Genomic DNA, 22,440 nt, shown 5'->3' with positions numbered 1-22,440 from the left:
TCTAGATACGACGCTTGACTGCCGCGATATCCTCTGCTTCGCCGCTAATCTCCACCTTGACTTTGTCGCGGCCGGTCACCCACAACAGCAACTCCCCCGGCTCACCCTTCACGCGGACGACGCGGGAACCATCCACTGCCACACCCCGCTTACCGCCGAGCGTCACTGCGGGAAGGTTCGGCGGGGTAAGAATCACGGGCACGTCCCCACTCGAGAGAGCCAGCTTGCCCATCATCGCCGCCGCGGACATGAGCTTCTTCTCCACCGCCCCAGAAAATTCACGTGGCTCCATCGGGCGGTCCCCACCACGACGCACATCCTCGTGGTGGATGAAGTTCTCGGACACGTTTATCAGCGAATCAAGTGGCTTCACAAACGCCGGTGGCCCCGCTGCCCACGCGCGCACCACGTCCTCATAGTTGCGCTGCTTCACTGATTCCTCAGCAGACGCGGTCACCGACTTCAGCGCCGGCATCAAATAGCCCACCGCCCGGTGGGGCTGGTTCTCCCGGATGTACATGTGTGTCACCAGGTCCTGGGTGGTCCACCCAGCACACAACGTTGGCGCATCGGGACCCACATCTAGGAGCAACTGGGCAAGCTTTGAGCGTTCAGACTGTTGAAACGACATGCTGCCCAGAATAGACCGAAGCCCCGCTCCATAAGGTAGGAACGGGGCCTCAGGAAGAGTCGTCGACAAGCGAAAAGCTACAGCGATTCGCGCGATGCTTCGATGTCTTCAGTGGACACCGGCGTCACGTCGTCGGCATTCATCGGCACAACCGTCGGCAGAATGACAGGCTCACGCTTGTACTTCTGCTCGATCGTGCGGGAGATGCGGCGACGCAGCTGCTGAACCATGCGGTACGGGTCATTCTCACCCTCAGCAGCGAGGTCGAACATGGTGTTCTCCACGAGTTCGACGATGACAGGTTTAACCTCACGATCATCATCGATGAGGCCCGTGGTGGACACGGTCGGCTTCTCAATGAGGCGCCCCGTACGATCATCAATCACACACGTGATGGAAATAACGCCACCGGCAGCCAAATTGGTGCGGTCCGCCAGCACGTCTGGGTCAACGTCACCCATCGTGGTGCCATCGACGTAGAGGTTGCCCACCTGATACTGGCCTGCAACCTTGACCTTACCGTTGACCATATCCACGACAACACCATTCTGCGCCAGCACCGTGTTCTCCGGCTTCACACCGGTAGCGATAGCCAGCTCCTTGTTCGCACGAAGATGACGCCACTCGCCGTGCACCGGCATAGCGTTGCGCGGACGAGCCATGTTGTAAAGGAACAGCAGCTCGCCGGCGTAACCATGGCCGGAGGCGTGGACATGCGCATCGTCGTTGGTGATCACATTCGCACCAATCTGGGCAAGGTTGTTGATCACGGCGAACACTGCTTCCTCATTGCCCGGGATGAGCGAGGAGGACAGGATGATCGTGTCACCGTCACGCACCGTAATCTGACGGTGTTCACGGCGGGACATGCGCGACAGCGCAGCCATCGGCTCACCCTGAGTACCAGTGGTGATGAGCATGACGCGGTGCGGCGCCATCTTCGCAGCCTCTTCGATGGGGATGATGGTGCCCTTCGGGGCACGCAGCATGCTCATCTTCTCCGCGATCTCCATGTTGCGAATCATGGAGCGACCGTTGAAAGCAACCTTGCGGCCGGAAGCCACAGCCGCGTTGACGGCCATCTGCACACGCGAGACGTTGGACGCGAAGGATGCGAGAACAACACGCTGCTTCGCGGCCTGCACGATGCGAATGAGGTTCTCCTCAATACCAGCCTCCGAGGCGGAAATGCCTGGGATGGTGGCGTTGGTGGAGTCACACAAGAACAGGTCAATGCCCTCATCGCCATAGCGAGCAAGCGCCGGCAGGTCGGTGGGCTTGTTGTCGTACGGGGTCATGTCGACCTTGACGTCACCGGTCATGCAGACAGTGCCTGCACCAGTCTTAATCACAACACCCAAGCAGTCCGGGATGGAGTGACCAACGTGGAAGAAGCGCACGTTGTACGGGCCGACGGTGATCTCCGACTTCTCGTTGACCTCGTGCAACTTCGGACGCTGGCGGTGCTCCTTGGTCTTTGCCGCAATGAGCGCGTTAGTGAACTTCGCCGAATAAATCGGGATATCTGGGCGCAGCTTGAGCAGCCACGGGATCGCGCCGATGTGGTCTTCGTGCCCGTGTGTAACCACGAGCCCGTCCACCTTATCCAGCTTATTTTCAATCGGACCGAAGTCCGGCAGGATGAGGTCCACACCCGGCTCATCAGAGGACGGGAACAGAACACCACAGTCCACGATGAGAAGACGACCGTTGTACTCAAACACGGTCATGTTGCGGCCAATCTCAGAGATGCCACCGAGCGCGTAAATACGCAGCGAGCCATTCGCGGGCTTCTGCGGTTCCGGCAGACGCTTCGTCAGGTCTGCACCCTGCATGCCCTTGACGGGGTTACGGCGGTTGTCACCACCGCGCCCACGGCCACGGCCCCGACCGCGACCACGATTGCGGTTACCACCGCTATTGTTATTACCGGCGTTATTGCCACCGTTACCACGGTTGTTATTGCCGTGATTACCGTTACCACCGTTACCCTTACCGTTGCCGTTGCCACGGTTTTCCTGCGGTTGGGTGTCAGCGGTTTGGAACACCGGCTGCTGATCGCCCGTCTCCGGCGGGCCCGCCTTGCGGGTCACCTTGCGCGAGCGGTTGCGGGTTTCGTTCATACTTAAAGGACTCCAGCCTTTTCCATGTCATGGCGGAGAGCCTCCAGCTGCGTTTCGTCGGGTGCGACGATGGGCAGGCGGGGATCTCCAACCTCAATGCCCTGCAGGCGCAGGGCGGCTTTTGCAAATGTCACTCCACCGAGCACGGCTTGCTGCTGAGCGAGCACGCACATGGTGGTGGCGTTGATTTCCCGCGCGCGGGCGAGGTCGCCTTCCTCGAAGCTTGTAACCATTTCTCTCATAAGACCTGGGGCTGCGTGGCCGATCACGGAGATGACTCCGGTTGCGCCGACGGAGAACCACGGCAGGTTGAGAACGTCGTCGCCAGAGTACCAGGCCAACCCGGTGTCATTGATAATCGTGGTGGCTTCTAGCAGGTCACCTTTGGCGTCTTTGACGGCTTTGATGGTGGGCAGGTCCGCCAGGGCACGAATTGTTGCGCCGGCGATGGGAATAGCAGAGCGTCCGGGAATGTCGTAGAGGCAGACCGGCAGGTCGGTGGCCTGGGCGACAGCAGTGAAGTGCGCTAGCAGCCCCGCCTGGGAGGGCTTGGAGTAGTACGGGGTGACCACGAGGAGAGAGTCAGCGCCAGCATCACGAGAAGCTTGCGCCAAAGCTATGGACGTCCGCGTGTCATTCGTTCCTGCCCCCGCCATGATCTTGACGCGGTCCCCCAGTTCGGAGCGCACCGCCTTGATCAGTTCGATTTTTTCCTCGGGGCTGGTCGTTGGGGATTCACCCGTGGTTCCGCCGAGGATGAGGGAATCGATGCCGTTGTCTACGAGGTGGACAGCCAACTTTCGTGCAGCGGCGAGATCCAACTCGCCGCGTGTGTCGAACGGGGTGACCATGGCAACGCCGATGGTTCCGAACTCATCTGCACCAGTTTGTGCTTTCGTTGAAATGCCCATGGCTACCTAGGGTACATTCTTTGCCCCGCCAATCAGTGACCGGCGGGGCTCAACAGAGCTAGCCGACGTATGGGCTTGTGGCCATAACGGTACCGTCGGTGAGGGTGCTGATGAGGAAGTCGCTAAAAAGCGACGGTGCTTGTTTCTTCAACACCTCAAGGATGGCTACGGCGAGTTCACGGATCTCTACATCCGCGTGTTCGCTGGCACGCGCAGCGATGAAATCGCGCCATGCACGGTAGTTGCCGGTGACCACAAAGCGTGTTTCGGTGGCGTTGGGCAAGATGGCTCGGGCGGCTTGGCGCGCCTTCTTCTTACGCAACAGCGCATTGGGTTCGTCCTCGAGATTGCCTTCGAGCGCGCCGAGGAGTTCCTCGTAGACGAAGCGCGTCTCATCGACGGCGGCGAGGAAAATACGACGCAGATCCTCGTCGGCCGCAATCGCGTCGGGAATGACAACGTCAGATTCACTCGACGGCACGAAACGTTGAGAGAGCTGTGAAAACGACAAGTGTCGGTGCCGCAGCAGTTCGTTTCCGGCAGCACGGGAGAGGCCGCGGATGTACAGCGTTGCGGTGGCATGCTCCAGCAGTGCATCGTGCCCGACCTCAAGAATGTGCCGCAGGTACGCCTCATTCGCCGCGGTATGCGGGTTGGGTTTGTCGAATGTTTCATAGCAGGCGCGCCCCGCAAATTCGACGAGCGCCTCCGCGTCAGTGGCATCCGGGTCTTGCTCCCAGTCCACGTCGGCGGGCGCCGCGAAGGAGGTGGCGGCGAGGAGTTGGACGTTAAGGGTTTTGCTCTGCGACATTTACAGGCCCAGGTAGGAGTCGAGGCCAACGGTCAGACCCGGGTGGTCCGCCACGCCACGCACGCCGGTGAGCACACCGGGCACAAACGAATCGCGGCCGTAGGAATCCTGGCGGATGGTGAGCGTTTGGTCGGTGGTGCCAAAGATGATGTCCTCATGCGCAACCATGCCCTGCATGCGTACGGCGTGAACCTTCACGCCGTCAACGTCAGCGCCGCGGGAGCCGTCGAGGGCTTGCTCGGTCGCATCAGGCATGGCGCCCATGTTGGCTTCAGCGCGCGTCGCCGCAATCCCCTGTGCCGTCTTCAGCGCCGTGCCCGAAGGTGCATCGAGCTTGTTCGGGTGGTGGTACTCCACAACCTCAGCGGAGTCGAAGAACGGGGCAGCCTGTCGGGCAAAGGCCATGGCCAGCACCGCGGAAATAGCAAAGTTCGGGGCGATGAGAACACCCACGCCCTCGTTGGCTGCACACCAGTCGCGTACCTGCTGGTAGCGCTCCTCGTCAAAGCCAGTTGTGCCCACCACGGCGTGGATACCGTTATTAATGCAGAACTCCAGGTTGCCCATCACAGCGTTCGGGGTAGTGAAGTCAACGATGACCTGCGCACCGCTTCGCACGAGAACATCGAGGGAATCACCTGCATCCACCTCCGCAACCAATTCCAGATCGGTGGCGGCGTTGACGCCCGCCACGACCGCGGACCCCACACGCCCTTTCGCTCCAAGAACTCCCACTTTGATGGTCATGGCTGTCAACCCCTTGAAATCTTGTGACTCTTTGTTTTCTACTCCGCCCCACTCTATCCCCTGCACCGCCAAGCGATCGCTCCGCCTTGCCTCCAACGAGCCAAGCGATTGTCGGATAAACTACAACATATGAAACACCAGTCACACGCGTTAACAATCGCTCTTCTCGCAACCAGTGCCTTGGGTTTGGCGGCCTGCTCTCCTTCGGAGAGCATTTCAGAGCCGAACGGCAGCCCGTCCACCTCCACTACAACGGACACGAAGACGGTCATGGCCTCCACGATCGACAACCAGGATGTGCCTGGGGAGTACTCGACGGAATCCACGGGAACCTTCACTGGCGAGATGAAGTCCGAGCTGAGCACCGCTGACATCCGCTCGGGTTCGCACGAGGGATACGACCGCGTCGTCTTCGAATTCGAGGGCGATGGCACGCCAGAGTTCCTGGCTGGCTACTCCGATGAACCTCTCCAACAGGCTTCCGGTCTGCCGGTGGACGTCCCAGGTGAGGCGGCCCTCGAGATCACCATTCATGGCACCTCCCTCGATCAAACCCCGGACGCCAAGTACGCCGGCAAGACCACCCTTGGGCTTGCCTCCGGCAATATCAAGGACGTGACCAACAGTGGCACCTTCGAGGCTGTCTCCCAGTACTTCATCGGGCTGGACAAACAGCGCCCGTACAAGGTGACAGTGTTGGAAAACCCGACGCGTGTCGTGGTGGACGTTCAGAAGTAGGCACACGGTAATGCTCCCTGCCCGTCGCGTAGGCGCAGTGTGCAGCGCGTTCTTCGCCGCCATATCGCTTAGCGCCTGTTCTCAACTGCAAGAACCTGACGAAGCGGTGATGACACTGCGTGAATCAGCTCCCCCGAACACCATCACCACAACGATGGAGACCACGGAGGAAGCCGCCCCAGAACCAGCTGCCGCGGAGGGTTTTGCCACGGACCGCGTGGAGATCAAGGACCACCTGGACGGCTCGTACAAGGTCACCGGTGTACGCATTGGTGCGCATGACACATTTGATCGCCTCGTCTTCGATATCGGCGGCACTGGCACGCCGTGGATCATGGCGGAGTACGACGATCAGCCCAGCCAACCCGGGTCCGGCTTTGATGTCCCCGTCAACGGTGGCGCCGCACTCCGTGTTCTCGTACGCGGTGTGAGCGACCCTTATGAAGCCCCACAAGGCTCAGATGGGCACGCCCCCAGCATCACCGACGTTGTCTACTCCGGCTGGGACGAAGGCGACTCCACCTGGTACATCGGTGTGGACAAGAAGCGCCCCTTCAAGATCGAAGTGATTGAGAACCCGACACGCGTAGTCGTGGACGTCCAAAAATAAGCGCATGACGAAGCCCCCGGCTGGTTCCGTTTCAGAACTGGCCGGGGGCTACGGGGATAAGCACGTGCTTAGTCTTCGACTGGAACAAGCGAGATCTTGCCGCGGTTATCGATGTCCGCGATCTCCACCTCGATCTTGTCGCCGACATTGACCACGTCCTCTACGTTCTCGATGCGCTTGTTGCCGCCGAGCTTGGAGATGTGCACCAGACCATCACGGCCCGGTGTGAGGGACACGAACGCCCCGAAAGCAACCGTCTTCACAACGGTGCCCAGGTAACGCTCCCCCACCTTCGGCTGCTGCGGGTTCGCAATCGCGTTGATCTGCTCAATCGCAGCATCCGCGCTTTCACCGGTAGCAGCAGCAACGTAGATGGTGCCGTCATCCTCGATGGAGATGTCAGCGCCGGTCTCCTCGGTGATCTGGTTGATGGTCTTGCCCTTCGGGCCGATGACCTCACCGATCTTGGACACAGGCACGTGCACCGTGGTGATCTTCGGTGCCAGCGAACTCATCTCGTCCGGGCCCTCGATGATCTCAGCCATCGTGTCCAGGATGGTCACGCGAGCGTCCTTGGCCTGGTTCAGAGCGTTGGCCAGAACGTCCGACGGGATGCCGTCGAGCTTGGTGTCCAGCTGCAGGGCGGTGATGAAGTCCGGGGTACCGGCAACCTTGAAGTCCATATCGCCGAAGGCATCCTCGGCACCGAGGATGTCGGTCAGGGCGACGTACTTGGTCTCACCATCAACCTCGCCAGAGACAAGACCCATGGCGATACCGGCGACCGGTGCAGCCAGCGGCACGCCAGCGTTGTACAAGGACAGGGTCGATGCACACACGGAACCCATGGAGGTAGAGCCGTTGGAGCCCAGAGCCTCAGAGACCTGGCGGATCGTGTACGGGAAGTCCTCCTTGGACGGGATCACCGGTACGAGGGCACGCTCAGCAAGGGCACCGTGGCCGATCTCGCGGCGCTTCGGGGAACCGACGCGGCCGGTCTCACCCGTGGAGTACGGCGGGAAGTTGTAGTGGTGGATGTAGTGCTTGGAGGTCTCCGGGTGGAGGGAATCCAGCTGCTGCTCCATCTTCAGCATGTCCAAGGTGGTCACGCCGAGAATCTGGGTCTCACCACGTTCGAACAGTGCGGAGCCGTGGGCACGCGGGATCAGTTCAACTTCGACGCCAAGGTCGCGGATGTCGGTGACACCACGGCCGTCGATACGGAAGCCCTCGGTGAGGATCTTCTCGCGCACAATCTGCTTCATCAGCGCGTTGTAAGCAGCGCGGATTTCCTTGGATGCGTCCTCAGCAGTGAAGGAGGACAGCAGGCTCTCCTCGATCTCCTCCATGTACTCGTTGGTCGCATCATCGCGCTCAGCCTTGCCCGCGATGGTGAGCAGCTTGGCCAGCTTCTTGGAAGCCTTCTTCTCCACAGCGTCAAAGACCTCGTCGCTGTATGCCGGGAAGAGCGGGAACTCCTGCGCTTCCTTCGCGGTCTTCTCCGCCAGAACATTCTGCGCCTCGCACAGGGTCTTGATGTATGGCTTCGCAGCCTCAAGGCCTTCAGCGACGGTGGATTCCGTCGGTGCCGGTGCACCGTCAGCCACCAGCTTCATCACATTCACGCCAGCGCCCGCTTCCACCATCATGATGGCTACGTCCTGGACCTTGCGGCGGCCCTTCTTCTTCTCAACGATGCGGCCAGCCACGACCATTTCAAAGACAGCCTGCTCGTGCTGCTCGTGGTTCGGGAACGCAACCCACTGGCCCTTCGGGTGCTTCTCATCAGCGATGAGCGCCATGCGCACACCACCAACAGCGCCGGAGACCGGCAGCCCCGACAGCTGCGTTGCGGCGGACGCGCCGTTAATAGCCACGACGTCGTAGTACTCCTCCGGGTCCCAGCTCATCACGGTGATAACAACCTGGACCTCATTGCGCAGACCCTTCACAAAGGTCGGGCGCAGCGGACGGTCAATGAGACGGCACGCCAGGATTGCCTGTGTGGACGGGCGACCTTCACGGCGGAAGAACGAGCCCGGAATCTTGCCAGCGGCGTACATACGCTCTTCCACGTCAACGGTGAGCGGGAAGAAGTCAAAGCCTTCGCGCGGCTGGTTGGATGCGGTGGTGGTGGCCAGCAGCATCGTGTCGTCGTCGAGGTAGGTGGTCACCGAGCCATCAGCCTGGCGTGCCAGCTGGCCGGTTTCAAACCGGACAGTGCGGGTACCAAAGTCACCGTTGTCCAGGATGGCGGTTGCTTCGGTCACACCGAATTCCTCATCAATGTGGAATTCAACAGAGTTATCCGGGGTGTGTTTTGTGTTCTTGCTCAACAGATCCCTTTCATGGGTTCGTGGCGGTCGTCGGTGCCGCCGAGATGAATCTTTTTTACACCCAGGCACACTACCAGCTGGCCACCCAAAACACCGTATGCACGCGAAAAACGGCCGCCAAAAATGACGGCCGTTGCTCGTTCTGGAAGAAAAGCTTTTTGCTTATCGACGCAGACCCAGCCGGGCGATGAGGTCACGGTAACGCTCAACGTTGTTCTCGCGCAGGTACTTCAGCAGACCGCGACGACGACCAACGAGCAGCAGCAGACCACGACGGGAGTGGTGATCGTGCTTGTGGTCCTTGAGGTGCTCGGTGAGGTTGTTGATGCGCTCGGTGAGCAGTGCAACCTGAGCCTCCGGGGAACCGGTGTCAGTCTCGTGTACGCCGTACTCCTTGAGGATTTCGGCCTTCTTCTCAGTGGTCAAAGCCATGGGAATTGTTCTCCTTGGTTATTTCAGTTCGCATTCATCGGATATCAGTGGCGGGGACTGCTGCGAACCACAGTCACGCGAGCCGCTACCGAAGAGGAAAGAGTACCGCACTATGAGCGGAAACCGTTAATCCCAGCCGGTGATCTAGTGAACTAGCTCTTCTCCGCCAAGCCAGTGATACGACGCATGAACTCTTCGAGGAAGCGCTGCTTGTCCACAGCCACGGCAACCTTGGCGGTTTTCGTCTCATCATTGAGGCGAGTTTCATCACCAATGGTGCGTCCGCGGGTTGCCCCTTCGGTGTCGACCTTGAGGTTGATGTCCAGGGTGGTCACCAGCGTTGGGTCAATGGCAACACCGACGGCCAGCGGGTCGTGCAAGCCACAGCCGCCCAGGTGCGGTGCGGTGGTGTCGTAGGCGCCGATGTAATAGTTCGTGGCAGCGGCTAGGAAGTCCCCGCCCGGGGTTCCCAGTGCTTCCCACTGTGCGGTCTCGGCGGTGGTGAGCAGGGTCTGCAGCGTGACATCCAGGCCGATCATGGTGATGTCTTTCATGCTGCGGAAAATCGCGTCCGTTGCCTCTGGGTCCTGGTTGACGTTGGCCTCCGCCCACGGGGACACGTTGCCTGGGACGGTGAGCGCGCCACCCATCATGACGATGTGGGCTTTTTCCGCAAACGTCTTGCTCACCTTCGCCGCCGCAGCGATCGTGGTGGACGGACCAGTGGGGACGATCACGAGTTCATCGCCGTACTTCTCCACTGACTCCACGAGGAAGTCCACCGCAGACTTCGGCTCCACCCGGCGCGTGGGCTCCGGCAGCTCGGCTTCGCCGATGCCGTTCTTGCCGTGGATGAACTCGGAGATCTCTAGCACCTCGAAGGACTCCTTCGCGCTAGCGTGTCCCGGGCCGGCGAACACTGGGACATCGGTGCGACCGAACAGCTCGAGAATGGCCAGGGTGTTGCGCACACCGGTTTCAACAAGAACGTTGCCGTAGGTGCCGGTCACACCGATGAGGTCCACTTCTTCAGAGCCCAGTGCGTAGGCGAGAGCGAGGGCATCATCGATGCCGGTATCAAGATCCAGAATCATTTTGCGGGTCATGGCGCCCAAGCCTAACCGGTAAGCACTTAAACGCGCTTAAGCAGGGTGCGTACGTTTGCTACGTCGCGCGCCATGTTGTCCAACAGTTCGTCGACGGAATCAAACTTCACCATGTCGCGCACCTTCGCCACGAATTCCACGCGCGCCAGTCGCCCATACAGGTCTGCGTCACGGTCCAGCACGAAGGACTCAACGCTGCGACGCGCATCCCCAAACGTGGGGTTCGTGCCCACGGAGATCGCCGCCGGGTAGCGGACCCCAAGCTCCATGTCCCCGTCAATCGGGCCAGTGCCTTCTTCAGGCAGCACAGTGAACCAGCCGGCGTACACGCCATCACCTGGCACGGCCTCGTTCTCGCAGACGTACTGGTTCGCCGTTGGGTAGCCCAGTTCACGTCCACCGCGTCCGGCGCCGCGCTCCACACGCGCTGTTACGGAGAAAGCACGGCCAAGGAATTCAGACGCTTGGCCCACATCACCCTCGGACAGCGCGTCGCGGATGGAGGTGGAGCAGACGCGGGAGGGGCCGTCGAAAAGCAAAGAAACAATGTCCACATCCACGCTATATTTTTCACCGAGCTCCTGCATCGTGCGCGCCGTGCCCAGCCCTCCCGCGCCGAAGGTGAAGTTCTCCCCCACGACGACGCGGGAAGCATGGAGCTTATCCACGATCACCTGTACGAAATAATCCTCCGGGCTCTCCCCGGCGAGTTCTTTGGTGAAGTCGATGACCAGCATGTAGTCAACGCCGAGCTCCTCAATGAGGCGGGCGCGCTCTTCCAGCGGCATGAGCACGTCCGGGGTGTACTCCGGCGCGAACACGGCAACTGGGTGCGGGTCGAAGGTCATCAACACACTCGGCGCACCGGCTTCGCGGGCGCGATCCACCGCATGCCCGATGAGCTTCTGGTGTCCGCGGTGCACCCCGTCGAAGACCCCGATGGTGACCACCGGTCCATTCAGACCGGCGGGAACCTCAGCGAGCCCTGACAAAATATCCACTCGCGACAGCGTAGTGCATAGGGTTAGTGCTATGAACCTTGGCCAAAACCCTGACCCTCTGTCCACCTCCGGCATCGTCGTGGTGGATAAACCGGCTGGCATGACCAGCCATGATGTTGTGGCACGTTTGCGGCGCTTTTTTGGAACCCGCAAGGTAGGGCACGCCGGCACGCTCGACCCAATGGCCACCGGTGTCCTTGTTGCCGGCATTGAGCGCGGCACGAAGCTGCTGGCTCACCTCGTGGCCGATGACAAGGTGTACTCCACCACCATCCGCCTCGGCGCCGCTACGACAACCGATGATGCGGAAGGCGAAGTCGTCTCGCAGACAGATGCCTCCGCGCTCACCGATGAGGCGATCATGGCCCAGGTCGCCGCATTGACCGGGGATATCATGCAGGTTCCCTCCAAGGTCTCCGCCATCAAAATCAACGGCAAGCGCGCCCACGAACTCGTGCGCGAAGGCAAAGAAGTGATCATCCCGGCACGGCCGGTGACGGTGTTTTCCTTTGCTGTCTCCGACATCCGCCACGAGGGTTCTTTCGTGGACGTGGACGCCCGCGTGCATTGCTCTTCCGGCACTTACATCCGTTCGCTTGCCCGCGATATGGGTGAGGCGCTTGGGGTGGGCGGGCACTTGACCGCATTGCGTCGTGAAGCATCGGGGCCTTTCACCCTCGCGCATGCACGGACGCTCGACGAACTGGAGGAATCAGCGCGCCTGTCCTTGACGCTGGATGAGGCGCTGACCACAGCGTGGCCTGTCCTTGAGGTCACCGCCGACGAGTACGCGGCGCTCGCAATGGGCAAATGGCTCGAGCCACGCGGACTCAACGGCGTGCACGCCGCAGTCGGTCCGGACGGTCGCGCGGTCGCGCTGGTCAAAGAAAAAGGCTCACGCTTATCCACGGTCTTCGTCGCTCGCCCGTCCACCCTCTAGGGCGCTACCGCACCACGAAGGTGCTGGCGCACACATAGCCGCCGCAGACAACCCACCGGCCCTCGATGAACGGCACCGGCGTTGGGCGTTTCAGAATGTAGGCGATGAACGTGCCATCCTCACGGATATCAATCTCCGCGTCCTCGAAGCCGAGCCAGCGCAACGTCATGGGGAACCATGCCTTGTAGGTGGCTTCCTTCGCGCAGAACAACAGGCGGTCCGCCCAGTCGTGGCCCGCAGCCTTTTGGGCATCTACCCACTGACGCTCCTGTGGCCGGGCGATCTCCTCCAGCACACCGTCCGGCAGCGGTTCGGCTGGTTCCGCATCAATGCCCACGGTCCGCAACGCCTTCGATGGCGCTGCCACCGCGATGCGCAGTCCCTCCGTATGAGTCAGGGAACCGGTGTAGCCCTCCGGCCACAACGGCATTCCTTTCTCCCCACGCAAAATCGCGTGGACTGAATCCACACCGAGCTCGCGCAGCGCCTCATGCGCGCACCAGCGTGCGTCACCGAATTCCCCCTTCCGGGAATCCACAGCACGGCTGACCACGATGCGCTCTTCGGGGTGCAACTCGTTGTAGTTGCTTAAGTCCGTGTCACCATTGGCCTGGTCGGTGAACATGTACACCACACGAGCGGGTGCGGGGAACAGATCGCGATCAATCACTGCTCCACCTCCATCACCGGGTACGGCCACTGTGGCACATCTCCGCGCCGGCGCCACTCATCCGGGTAGCCCAAGGAAACCTCAATGTGGTCCACGCCCTCATACGTTTCCACCCCAGGCATGTGCAAGTGGCCGTAAATGACTGCGCGGGCGTTGTAGCGCTTCGCCCACCCACGGGTATGCCGAGTGCCACACCACAGGGCGATCTCACGCCACAGCATCTTGTCCGTTGGCTCTTGGATGAGTGGCCAGTGGTTGACCAAGATGGTCTCCCCCTCGACCCGGGAAAGCCTCCTGGTCGTGTACGCCAACCGGTCCCAGCACCACGCAAGAATGTCCACGAAGGGGGCGATGGCCACCTCATCCGTGAGCACGATCTCGCGCGCCCGTGCGGACGCGAGTGCTTCTTCCACGCTCATCATGGGGCCGCGGAAAGAGTAGTCATACAAGGTGAACAGTGGCGCGATGGTCACACCCGCGAACACTGGGTACGGGTCTTCCGGGGTGATCACCCCGATGGCGCGCAGTTTCTCCACCAAGTGCTCATACTTCTCGCGCCCCTTGTACCGGTCCATCCCACGACAAAACAGTTCGTGGTTTCCCGGCACCCAAATGACGGTGTGGAAACGCTCCACCAACTGTTGCATCACCTGGACCACCAGCTCGGTGCGTTCTGCAACATCACCAGCGACAATGAGCCAGTCGGAGGGATCATTCGGCTGGATCTCCTCCAACCGCGGCTGGTTCGCCTTTACCGCCGCATGCAAATCAGAGACCGCCCACAAGGTGGTGGTCCGCTTGTCTCTTGGCTGCTCAGTCATCGTACTTATGTTCCTACCACTGTGAGTGCCCAGCGCATGGATTTAAACCGCCAGATCACACCAACCAATCGCAGCGCGATCATCGCGGCCAAACCACACCAGATACCCGTCAGACCTGTACCAGCCCAGTAGGCAACGGCAATACCTGGCAGGAAACCGAAGACCACCGAGGCCACTGTGAGCGTGCGTAAGAACGCAGCGTCGCTGGCACCCAACAGCACGCCGTCGAGAGCAAAGAGCACTCCCCCGGCCACGACCATGGCAATGAGCACCCACCATGGCACCACCATGGCATCCAACACCATCTGCTCGGAGGTGAAGATACGACGGATAACCGGACCACCGACCGCGAAGATCGCCGCCAAGATCAGCGCGAAGCCCGCGGAGAGACGCACCACCTGGCGCCCCACATCGCGTGCGGTATCAACCCTGCCGGTGCCCAACGCAGCACCGGTGAGAGTCTGCGCGGCAATAGCCAAAGAGTCGAGCACCAACGTGAGGAAATTCCACAGCTGCAGCATGATCTGGTGCGCGGCGAGTGCTGCCACACCAACGCGGCCTGCCACCGCCGCCGCGGAGACAAACGCCACCTGGAAGGACAGCGAGCGCACGATGAGATCACGCCCCAGGACCAGCTGCTGCTTGATCACACGCCAATCCGGCTTCCACGGCCCGTTGTGCGCACGGGTCAACGCCACGATGAAGCCCGTTGCGGTGAGCCCCATCCCGATGATGTTGGCCACCGCTGACCCCACGAGTCCGAAGTGGGCTACAAGGAAGGGCAACGCGATGGCGCCCGGTATCAGGCCACACAACGTGAACACGAACGGCAGCCGGGTGTTCTGAATGCCACGCAGCCAGCCATTGCCCGCCATGATGATCAGCGTCAACGGAATAGCAAAAGCAGCGGTGCGCATCCACCACACTGCCTGGCCAGCTGCCGCGGGATCATTGGTAAGAAACAGCGCGATCGGCTGGGCGAAGATCCACACCAGCGTGGCCAGCAACGCACCCACGCCTAGGGCGACCCATGTGGCCTGCACACCCTCAGCAATCGCTTGGTCTTTATTACCCGCCCCATAGAAACGGGCTGAGCGTGCTGTCGTCCCGTAGGACAAAAAGGTCAACTGCGTGGTCACCGTGGATTGCACAGTGGCACCCGCTGCCAGCGCCGCCAACTCCACCGCGCCAAGGCGACCAATCACTGCGGTGTCCAGCAGCAGATACAGCGGATTCGCCGCGAGCACACCAAGGGCAGGAAGGGCGAGTGCAAGCACTCGCCGGGCGGTCACATCCGTCACGGAAGCTCCGAAACAGACTGCTGCAGCGCGTCGATAGCAGCGTCCACAGCCCCCGCCACAGAGTATCCCGCAGCCGGTACGTGTCCACCGCCACCGTGCATGGCAGCCACGTCCGCAACGTTGACCACGCTCGAACGCAGGGACACAGACCAATAGCCCGGGTGGATTTCCTTGAACACCACACCGATATCACTGCCGGTCAACGCACGCGAGTACTCAATGATGGCTTCGATCGCGGTTTGGTTCATGTGACGCAAATGCGCATCATCAATCGCCAGTACAGAGATGGTGTAGCGGCCCGCCACGCGGGTTTCCATACCCGCCATGACATCGCCCATGAGCTTCAAATCATCAGCAGACACCGCGTCCATGAGGTCCATCGCTGCGGCGCGGGTGTCCACACCATGTTCCATCAGCTCAGCGGCGAGGATGTGCATGCGGGCGGTGCCCCACCGGAAACTCCCGGTGTCTGTTACCAGGCCCGCGTACAGGCAGTACGCAATATCAGGGGTGAGTTCAACACCCATATGGGACAGCAGTTCACGGATAATCACCGTCGTCGATTCAGACGGCAGCACCAAGTTCAGCGCCCCATAACCGGGATTCGAAGCATGGTGGTCAATCACCACAACACGCTCCGGGTGGCTTGCCAGCTCGTCGTGGTACATGCCAGTGCGATCTAACGACGCACAATCCGTGGTCACCACCAGGCCGGTAGATGGCAGCGGCTTCCCCAACGCTACCGTTCCCACACCAGGCACGGTGCGGATGTTTTCTGGGAGCTCCTCTTTCTGCCCGATGTACACCGATGACGGCACACCCAGCGCATCAAGCGCATACTTCAGACCGAGAGCAGATCCCACCGCGTCCGCATCCGGCCGGATGTGGGTGACAATGTGCACCTCATCCGCCGCGCGCAGCTTCGCGGCCACACCGGCGAAGTCACCTTCACCGGGGCCAAACAAGGCCCGATATTCGGCCTGAATGTCACCGGCCATTTATTCGTCCCTCGTCTTGTACGGGTCCGCATCACCCGCCGGGATGGCATTCTTCTTCAGCTCAGCCAGCTCCTCATCGCGGGCACGCGCACGAGCGAGAAGCTCCTCCATGCGGGCGGATGCCTCCGGCACGGTGTCCAGCTCAAAAGCCAGCGTTGGAGTGAAGCGCACGCCCAGCTCATCGCCGACGATCTTGCGCAGCTGACCACGAGCACGGTGGAGGGCTTCCGCCGCCTGCTCATAATCCGGCTCATCATCAATATTCGCGCCGCGCACCGTGTAGTACACAGTCGCGTCATGCAAATCGCCGGTCACGCGGACATCAGTGACGGTGACCAATTCCAAGCGGCGGTCCTTGATCTGGCGCTCGATAGCGCTAGCCACGATCGTCTGGATTCTCTTTGCCAGGCGTTGTGCGCGCGTGTTGTCAGCCATACGTCACTCCTTTGATGTCAGCAGCAGAATAGGGTTTAAGTCTACAGGGCTAAAGAAAGTCGTCGATAAGCATGTGCTTATCGACAACCTCTCTCATCCCCCACCTACGTCCTTGGTACCTCGACCATCTCGTAGGCCTGGATTTCATCGCCCACCTGGATATCCGGGTAGGACAGGACCATACCGCACTCGTAGCCCTTGGCCACTTCGGTGACGTCGTCCTTCTCCCGGCGCAGGGAGGTGATGGTTGCGTCCGGTGTGATCACGTTGCCATCGCGCACGAGGCGCAGCTTCGCACCACGCTTGACACTGCCAGTGGTGACCATACAACCAGCGATGAGACCCACAGCGGATGCCTTGAAGATCTGGCGGATCTCCGCGGTACCCAGGTCCCGCTCCTCGTAGACCGGCTTGAGCATGCCCTTGAGAGCAGCCTCCACATCCTCGATGACCTGGTAGATCACCGAGTAGTAGCGGATCTCCACACCTTCCTCATTGGCCTCTTCCGTGGCCTTGCCCTCGGAGCGAACGTTGAAGGCCACGATGACAGCATCCGACGCCGCAGCGAGAGAGACGTTGGTCTGCGTGACCGCACCGACACCGCGGTCGATGATGTTCACATCCACCTCGTCGTCGACCTCGATCTTGAGCAGCGCCTCCTCCAGGGCTTCCACCGAACCGGCGTTGTCGCCCTTGAGAATGAGGTTGAGCGTGTTCGTCTCCTTGAGTGCCTGATCCAGGTTCTCCAGGGAGACGCGCTTCTTCTTGCGGGCCTGCATAGCAGCACGCTGGCGGGCATCACGCTGTGCAGCGATCTGGCGCGCAACGCGGTCATCTTCGACCACGAGCAAGTTATCACCAGGACCCGGAACACCGTTGAGGCCTTGGACCTGGACCGGGCAGGACGGGCCTGCTTCTTCCACGTCATTGCCCCACTCATCAATCATGCGGCGAACGCGACCGAAGTTGCCGCCCACAACGATGGAATCGCCAACGCGGAGGGTACCGCGCTGAACGATCACGGTGGACACCGGACCACGGCCACGGTCCAGGTGCGCCTCAATGGACAGACCCTGCGCATCCATGTCCGGGTTAGCGGTGAGCTCCAGCGATGCATCGGCGGTGAGCAGAACAGCTTCCAGCAACTCATCGATGCCGGTGCCATTCTTCGCGGAGATGTCAATGAACATCGTGTCGCCGCCGTACTCCTCCGGCACCAGCTCGTACTCAGTGAGCTGGCCACGAATCTTGTCCGGCTGTGCTTCAGGCTTATCCACCTTGTTCACAGCAACCACGATCGGCAGATCAGCTGCCTTCGCGTGGTTAATGGCTTCCACGGTCTGCGGCATCACGCCGTCATCTGCAGCGACCACGAGGATGGCCAAGTCCGTGGACTTCGCACCACGGGCACGCATGGCGGTAAACGCCTCGTGGCCCGGGGTGTCCAGGAAGGTGATCTTGCGGGGTTCACCATCAAGCGTGACCTCAGTCTGGTACGCACCAATGCCCTGGGTAATACCGCCAGCCTCACCACGACCAACGTTGGCGTTGCGGATGGAGTCCAACAAGCGGGTCTTACCGTGGTCAACGTGACCCATGACGGACACAACCGGTGGACGCTGCTCGAGCGCCTCTTCACCGCCTTCGTCCTCACCGAACTGCAAGTCGAAGGACTCGAGCAGCTCACGGTCCTCATCCTCTGGGGAGACAATCTGGACTTCGTAGTTAATCTCCGCACCCAGCAGCTGCAGGGTGTCTTCGGAGACAGACTGCGTCGCCGTCACCATCTCGCCGAGGTTGAACAGAGCCTGGACGAGGCTCGATGCCTCAGTACCAATCTTTTCTGCCAAGTCAGACAGGGTCGCACCCTGGCGCAGGCGAACGGTCTTACCGCCGCCATCCGGCAGGCGAACGCCACCAACGACGTTCGGTGCGTGCATCTCCTCGTACTCATTACGCTTCTGGCGCTTGGACTTGCGTCCACGGCCAGGTGCGCCACCTGGGCGACCGAAAGCACCGGCGGTACCACCACGGCGACCGCCACGGCCGCGGAACCCGCCACCGGGTCCGCCAAAGCCACCGGGACCGCCCGGTCCGCCGTGTCCACGGCCACGACCACCACCGGGGCCACCCTGACCACGGCCACGTCCACCACCGCGGGTAGCGGCGCGCGACGGCATCTGGCCCGGGCTTGGCGCATTAGCCATATCCGCTGGGCTCGGTGCACCTTGACGCGGTGCGCCGGAACCACGCTGGCCCTGGCCGCCACCAGAACGACGCTGACCCCCGCCAGCACCTGCACCGCCGCCACGGTTGCCACCAGGACGCGGCTGTGGGCGTGGGCCACCAGTGTTGGACGAGAACGGGTTGTTAGCCACGCGTGGGCGACCACCCGGCTTCGGCATCGGGCGTGGCATTGCAGATGCCGCATCCCCTGGCTTAGCGGCCGGCTTCGGAGCTGCCGGCTTCGGTCCTGGCGCAGCAGGCTTGGGCGCAGCCGGCTTTGCAGCCTCAGCTGGTTTCGGCGCAGCCGGCTTCGGACCTGGCGTAGCAGGCTTCGCGGCAGCAGACTTCGGTGCCGGCTTTGCGGCAGGCTTAGCAGCCGGCTTTGCAGCGGTTTTCGCCGCCGGCTTCTTCGGTGCTTCTGCGGCCTTCGCATCCTTCGCGTCGGCAGCACCGCCACCGCGCTCTTCGTAGAGCGCAATCATTTTCTTCACCACCGGGGGTTCGATGGTGGAAGAAGCAGTCTTTACAAACTCGCCTTCCTCTTTCAGGGTGGCGAGTAGTTCCTTACTTGTTACGCCGAGCTGTTTTGCCAGTTCGTGAACGCGTAGCTTTCCGGGCACGTGTCTCCTCTTGGTCAGGCTAGAGGTGGCACGGCAGCTCGCGGAGCTACGCGGGCGACCTCTAGACGATGGTCATGACGTTCATCGCTGATGCATTTTCTGCTTCATGGTTGAAGACTCATCAGTTCTTTAGTCCTTTTCACTTACTGTTTTGCCCGCCGGCGTGGTGGTTTCCACGTCGGCGATGTACTTGCGCACATGGCTAGTGTCCACTTTCGCAGACACGCGGAGGGCCCGCCCGAAGGCGCGGCGTGATTCCGCCTGCTCACACGCAGCGAGCGTGGGTGTGATCCACGCTCCGCGTCCCGGCAAGATCCGCTTGGGGTCGGGGATGATCCGTGTTGGATCAGCCGGGTCGACGACGATGCGGAGGAGCTTTGTTGCTGGTTGCAGTTGGCGTGTGGCTATGCACATGCGGACTGGTTCATGTTTCTTGCTCATTTTCGCTTATCGACGACCCCTACCCCAGCAGTTCTGCCAGATTGAAGCCACTGAACCACCTTACGCCACTTTGGCGCGAACTGTTACTCCGCTTGGTCGGTCTGATCTGTCGTCCCCACACCGGAATCGGAGTGGATGTCGATTTTCCAGCCGGTGAGGCGCGCTGCCAGACGAGCATTTTGACCTTCACGGCCAATGGCCAAGGACAGCTGGTAGTCCGGCACGGTCACTCGGGCAGTCTGGGCATCATGATCGAGAACTTCTACGCGGACAACCTTGGACGGTGCCAGCGCATTGCCCACGTACACGGCTGGGTCATCGGAGTAGTCAACGATGTCGATCTTCTCGCCGGCAAGTTCCTCCATAATGTTGGTCACGCGCGCACCACGCGGGCCAATGCAGGCCCCCTTAGCGTTAATGCCCTTAGCTACACCCTTGACGGAGACCTTGGAACGGTGGCCAGCCTCACGCGCAATGGACACCAGCTCCACTGCCCCATCAGCAACCTCTGGCACCTCGAGCGCAAACAGACCACGGACGAGTTCCGGGTGCGTGCGCGACAGGTTCACCGTCGTGCCTCGCTCACCACCGGAAACACCCACCACGTAGGCCTTCACGCGGTCACCATGCTCGAGCTTCTCACCCGGGATCTGCTCGGCGGGAAGCAAGATACCGTCCTGCGGGTCAGACTCGGTACCCAACTGCACCACGACGATGCCGCGCGCGTTCGCATTCGCATCACGCTGCACAACACCAGAGACAACCTTGCCTTCGAGCTCGGAGTATTCACCGAATGCACGCTGCGCCTCAGCCTGACGCAGACGCTTCAGAATCGCGTCGCGCACAGCCAAAGCACCCACGCGAGAGAAGTTCACCGGGGTGTCATCGAATTCGGAGACGGCGTTGCCTTCTTCATCCAGTTCGCTGACAATGACCGCAACATCACCAGTCTCGGTATCAATGTCCACCCGCGCCTTGGAACCTTCAGTAGGAGCCGTTGGAGTCATCCCATCGTTCTTGTGCTCGCGGTAGGCGTGCAGCAGTGCAGCAGCAATAGTGCCCAGAAGGTCCTCAACCGGAATGCCGGCTTCCTTTTCAATGTTTTTTAGTGCTGCGATGTCAATATTCACTTGTCGTCCTTCCCGGTGGTGCTTTCCTCGGCGATCTCAGCGATCTCGCCGAAGGGTGTTTCCGCCACGTCGATCTCTGTTTGTGGCGGAGCGTTGAACTCAATTTCTACCACTGCACCCGACACATCCGAAATAGGAACCACGCGCACACCAGGCTCCCCCTTCTTCACCGGCACGATGAGAACCACCTGCTCGGTTGCCTCATCCACGGCGCCAATACGGAAGACCTCCCCGCTCAGCTTCACCAGTCGCCCCCGATTACGGCGCCAGTGGCGGAGCTCCGTCAGTGGCAGATCAATGCCAGGGGTGGTCACCTCCAAGGTGTAGCCGGCGCCGAAGTTGACGTCGCCGCGGTCCTCGGCAGCGTCGAAAAGCTCAGAAAGCTCATTGGACACCTCTTCCAACTGGTCCAGCGTCGGCGCGTCATCACCCGACACAGCGACAACGACCTGGGACTTTTTGCCAGCTTTGACCGTTTTCACGGTTTCGATGTCAAAGCCCCGCGCATCAGTAACTGGGCGGATCAGAGCAGTGAGTTCTTCAACTTGCGGGAATGCCATGCAGGCCACTGTACTGCCCTGCCGGTAGGGTCGACCACGTGAAGTCCCCCCGCCATCTCGCTGCCCTATGCATCGTCGCAGTCTTGCCACTAACCGCCTGCTCCCCCGCCGATCTCTTTGGCCCGCGCGCCAACGGCACCATCATGGAGCTAGCCAAGCAGGCCTCCGCCGATCAATTCGGTGGCAACAACGAGTGGAACGAACTCCGCGCCACCCACGCTGACCAACTTCAAGAGGAAGCACGGCGCCTGTGTGGAACCAGTGAACACGGCGATGTGCCCACCTCCTGCAACGTCACGTACGGCGACACCGACCTTCCCGCCAGCGGTACCGCGGAGGACCTTGTTACCCGCACCGCCACAGCCGCCGATAAAGTCCCCGCCGAATCCCGCGATCTCGTGATTGCTCAAGCGATCGACGCTGCTGCCGCCGAGAAGCTCCCGATTGATGGCTTTAAGCCCCCCATTGAGGGGCTTGAGCCCCTCAATGCCGCCAAGGAGCTCGTCAGCGCCGAGTACGCCGTGGAATTCGGCCTGGACATCGCCAGCGCCTACGCCGACGAGCAACTCCACAGCCGCATCAACGATCTGCGGCTGCTTCATGACGCCCGCGTGGCCACCCTCCACCACACCTTCCCCACTGCGGAGCTTCCCGCCCGCGAAGCCGGCTATGAGATCCCCGACGGCGCACCGACAAACCCGGCTGAAGCCACGGCGTTCGTCGACGCGCTAGAAAACAACCTGGTTGAGCATTGGCGCGCCGCAGCCGCCAATGCTGATTCCCCCGAATGGCGTGAACTGGCCATCCTGTTAGCCGGCCATGCCCAAAGCGCAGCCAGCCAGAACTAGCCGT

The 22,440-nt window shown here is 61.2% G+C and carries 22 protein-coding genes; 4 read left to right on the top strand and 18 right to left on the bottom strand.

Annotated elements, in window-relative coordinates:
• Position 1: 1 nt before the first annotated feature.
• The 5 genes from QP994_RS05285 to dapB all read right to left on the bottom strand — a co-directional run bounded on the left by QP994_RS05285 (position 2) and on the right by dapB (position 5,223).
• Positions 2-631 (bottom strand): TIGR03085 family metal-binding protein, encoded by a 630-nt coding sequence (locus QP994_RS05285; RefSeq protein ID WP_284865634.1) that lies wholly within the window; start codon positions 629-631, stop codon positions 2-4.
• A 77-nt stretch (positions 632-708) separates the two neighbouring features.
• A complete protein-coding gene (locus QP994_RS05280) occupies positions 709-2,754 on the bottom strand; it encodes a ribonuclease J (protein WP_284865633.1) in 2,046 nt (681 codons plus the stop codon).
• A gap of 2 nt (positions 2,755-2,756) precedes the next feature.
• Positions 2,757-3,665, bottom strand: coding sequence for a 4-hydroxy-tetrahydrodipicolinate synthase (gene dapA, locus QP994_RS05275; protein WP_284865632.1), 909 nt, complete (start codon positions 3,663-3,665; stop codon positions 2,757-2,759).
• Between the two features lie 58 nt (positions 3,666-3,723).
• Positions 3,724-4,476 carry an FAD-dependent thymidylate synthase gene (gene thyX / locus QP994_RS05270; protein ID WP_284865631.1) on the bottom strand — a complete coding sequence of 251 codons (753 nt, stop codon included), beginning with the start codon at positions 4,474-4,476 and terminating at the stop codon, positions 3,724-3,726.
• Complete coding sequence (gene dapB, locus QP994_RS05265) at positions 4,477-5,223, bottom strand: 4-hydroxy-tetrahydrodipicolinate reductase (RefSeq protein WP_284865630.1); 747 nt, start codon at positions 5,221-5,223, stop codon at positions 4,477-4,479.
• 129 nt (positions 5,224-5,352) lie between these two features.
• Here dapB and QP994_RS05260 point away from each other — a divergent pair, with 129 nt between their 5' ends.
• Together QP994_RS05260 and QP994_RS05255 are read left to right on the top strand one after the other, a co-directional pair.
• Complete coding sequence (locus tag QP994_RS05260) at positions 5,353-5,961, top strand: AMIN-like domain-containing (lipo)protein (protein ID WP_284865629.1); 609 nt, start codon at positions 5,353-5,355, stop codon at positions 5,959-5,961.
• A 109-nt stretch (positions 5,962-6,070) separates the two neighbouring features.
• On the top strand, positions 6,071-6,571 hold the full coding sequence (locus QP994_RS05255; RefSeq protein WP_284865628.1) for an AMIN-like domain-containing (lipo)protein: 501 nt from the start codon (positions 6,071-6,073) through the stop codon (positions 6,569-6,571).
• Positions 6,572-6,639: 68 nt separating this feature from the next.
• Here the strand turns inward: QP994_RS05255 and QP994_RS05250 are convergent, their stop codons facing one another.
• The 4 genes from QP994_RS05250 to QP994_RS05235 all read right to left on the bottom strand — a co-directional run bounded on the left by QP994_RS05250 (position 6,640) and on the right by QP994_RS05235 (position 11,446).
• A complete protein-coding gene (locus tag QP994_RS05250) occupies positions 6,640-8,910 on the bottom strand; it encodes a polyribonucleotide nucleotidyltransferase (RefSeq protein WP_284865678.1) in 2,271 nt (756 codons plus the stop codon).
• A 159-nt stretch (positions 8,911-9,069) separates the two neighbouring features.
• Positions 9,070-9,339: a 30S ribosomal protein S15 gene (gene rpsO, locus QP994_RS05245; RefSeq protein WP_284854727.1), complete on the bottom strand. Its 270-nt coding sequence runs from the start codon at positions 9,337-9,339 to the stop codon at positions 9,070-9,072.
• A 152-nt stretch (positions 9,340-9,491) separates the two neighbouring features.
• Positions 9,492-10,445, bottom strand: coding sequence for a nucleoside hydrolase (locus QP994_RS05240; RefSeq protein WP_284865627.1), 954 nt, complete (start codon positions 10,443-10,445; stop codon positions 9,492-9,494).
• Between the two features lie 26 nt (positions 10,446-10,471).
• Entirely contained in the window at positions 10,472-11,446 is a 975-nt protein-coding gene (locus QP994_RS05235) for a bifunctional riboflavin kinase/FAD synthetase (RefSeq protein WP_284865626.1), read from the bottom strand.
• 31 nt (positions 11,447-11,477) lie between these two features.
• Between QP994_RS05235 and truB the strand changes: the two genes are divergently transcribed.
• Positions 11,478-12,386 carry a tRNA pseudouridine(55) synthase TruB gene (gene truB / locus QP994_RS05230; RefSeq protein ID WP_284865625.1) on the top strand — a complete coding sequence of 303 codons (909 nt, stop codon included), beginning with the start codon at positions 11,478-11,480 and terminating at the stop codon, positions 12,384-12,386.
• Positions 12,387-12,390: 4 nt separating this feature from the next.
• Here truB and QP994_RS05225 read toward each other — a convergent pair whose 3' ends face one another.
• The 9 genes from QP994_RS05225 to rimP form a co-directional block, all read right to left on the bottom strand.
• Positions 12,391-13,056, bottom strand: coding sequence for a 4'-phosphopantetheinyl transferase family protein (locus QP994_RS05225; protein WP_284865624.1), 666 nt, complete (start codon positions 13,054-13,056; stop codon positions 12,391-12,393).
• Positions 13,053-13,877: a metallophosphoesterase family protein gene (locus tag QP994_RS05220; RefSeq protein ID WP_284865623.1), complete on the bottom strand. Its 825-nt coding sequence runs from the start codon at positions 13,875-13,877 to the stop codon at positions 13,053-13,055. The genes QP994_RS05225 and QP994_RS05220 overlap by 4 nt, the downstream gene beginning before the upstream one ends.
• A 5-nt stretch (positions 13,878-13,882) precedes the next feature.
• Positions 13,883-15,178, bottom strand: a complete 1,296-nt coding sequence (locus tag QP994_RS05215) for an MATE family efflux transporter (protein ID WP_284865622.1) — start codon at positions 15,176-15,178, stop codon at positions 13,883-13,885.
• Complete coding sequence (locus tag QP994_RS05210) at positions 15,175-16,176, bottom strand: DHH family phosphoesterase (protein ID WP_284854714.1); 1,002 nt, start codon at positions 16,174-16,176, stop codon at positions 15,175-15,177. The genes QP994_RS05215 and QP994_RS05210 overlap by 4 nt, the downstream gene beginning before the upstream one ends.
• Positions 16,177-16,611, bottom strand: coding sequence for a 30S ribosome-binding factor RbfA (gene rbfA / locus QP994_RS05205; protein ID WP_284865621.1), 435 nt, complete (start codon positions 16,609-16,611; stop codon positions 16,177-16,179).
• 104 nt (positions 16,612-16,715) lie between these two features.
• The gene (infB, locus tag QP994_RS05200; RefSeq protein WP_284854710.1) at positions 16,716-19,457 is read right to left on the bottom strand and encodes a translation initiation factor IF-2; all 2,742 of its coding nucleotides are present in this window, start codon (positions 19,455-19,457) and stop codon (positions 16,716-16,718) included.
• Positions 19,458-19,586: 129 nt separating this feature from the next.
• Positions 19,587-19,898, bottom strand: a complete 312-nt coding sequence (locus QP994_RS05195) for a YlxR family protein (RefSeq protein ID WP_284854708.1) — start codon at positions 19,896-19,898, stop codon at positions 19,587-19,589.
• An 83-nt stretch (positions 19,899-19,981) separates the two neighbouring features.
• Positions 19,982-21,028 carry a transcription termination factor NusA gene (gene nusA / locus QP994_RS05190; RefSeq protein ID WP_284865620.1) on the bottom strand — a complete coding sequence of 349 codons (1,047 nt, stop codon included), beginning with the start codon at positions 21,026-21,028 and terminating at the stop codon, positions 19,982-19,984.
• Positions 21,025-21,588: a ribosome maturation factor RimP gene (gene rimP, locus QP994_RS05185; protein ID WP_284854704.1), complete on the bottom strand. Its 564-nt coding sequence runs from the start codon at positions 21,586-21,588 to the stop codon at positions 21,025-21,027. Before rimP ends, nusA begins: the two co-directional genes overlap by 4 nt.
• Positions 21,589-21,626: 38 nt before the next feature.
• On the opposite strand from rimP, the gene QP994_RS05180 reads away from it, so the two are divergent.
• Positions 21,627-22,436, top strand: coding sequence for a DUF4439 domain-containing protein (locus tag QP994_RS05180; protein WP_284865619.1), 810 nt, complete (start codon positions 21,627-21,629; stop codon positions 22,434-22,436).
• Positions 22,437-22,440: the final 4 nt, after the last annotated feature.

Source organism: Corynebacterium sp. MSK044 (assembly GCF_030232825.1).
Taxonomy (GTDB): domain Bacteria; phylum Actinomycetota; class Actinomycetes; order Mycobacteriales; family Mycobacteriaceae; genus Corynebacterium.
The sequence above is the reverse complement of the archived record's forward strand: the minus strand, read 5'-3'. Positions and strand labels throughout refer to the sequence as shown.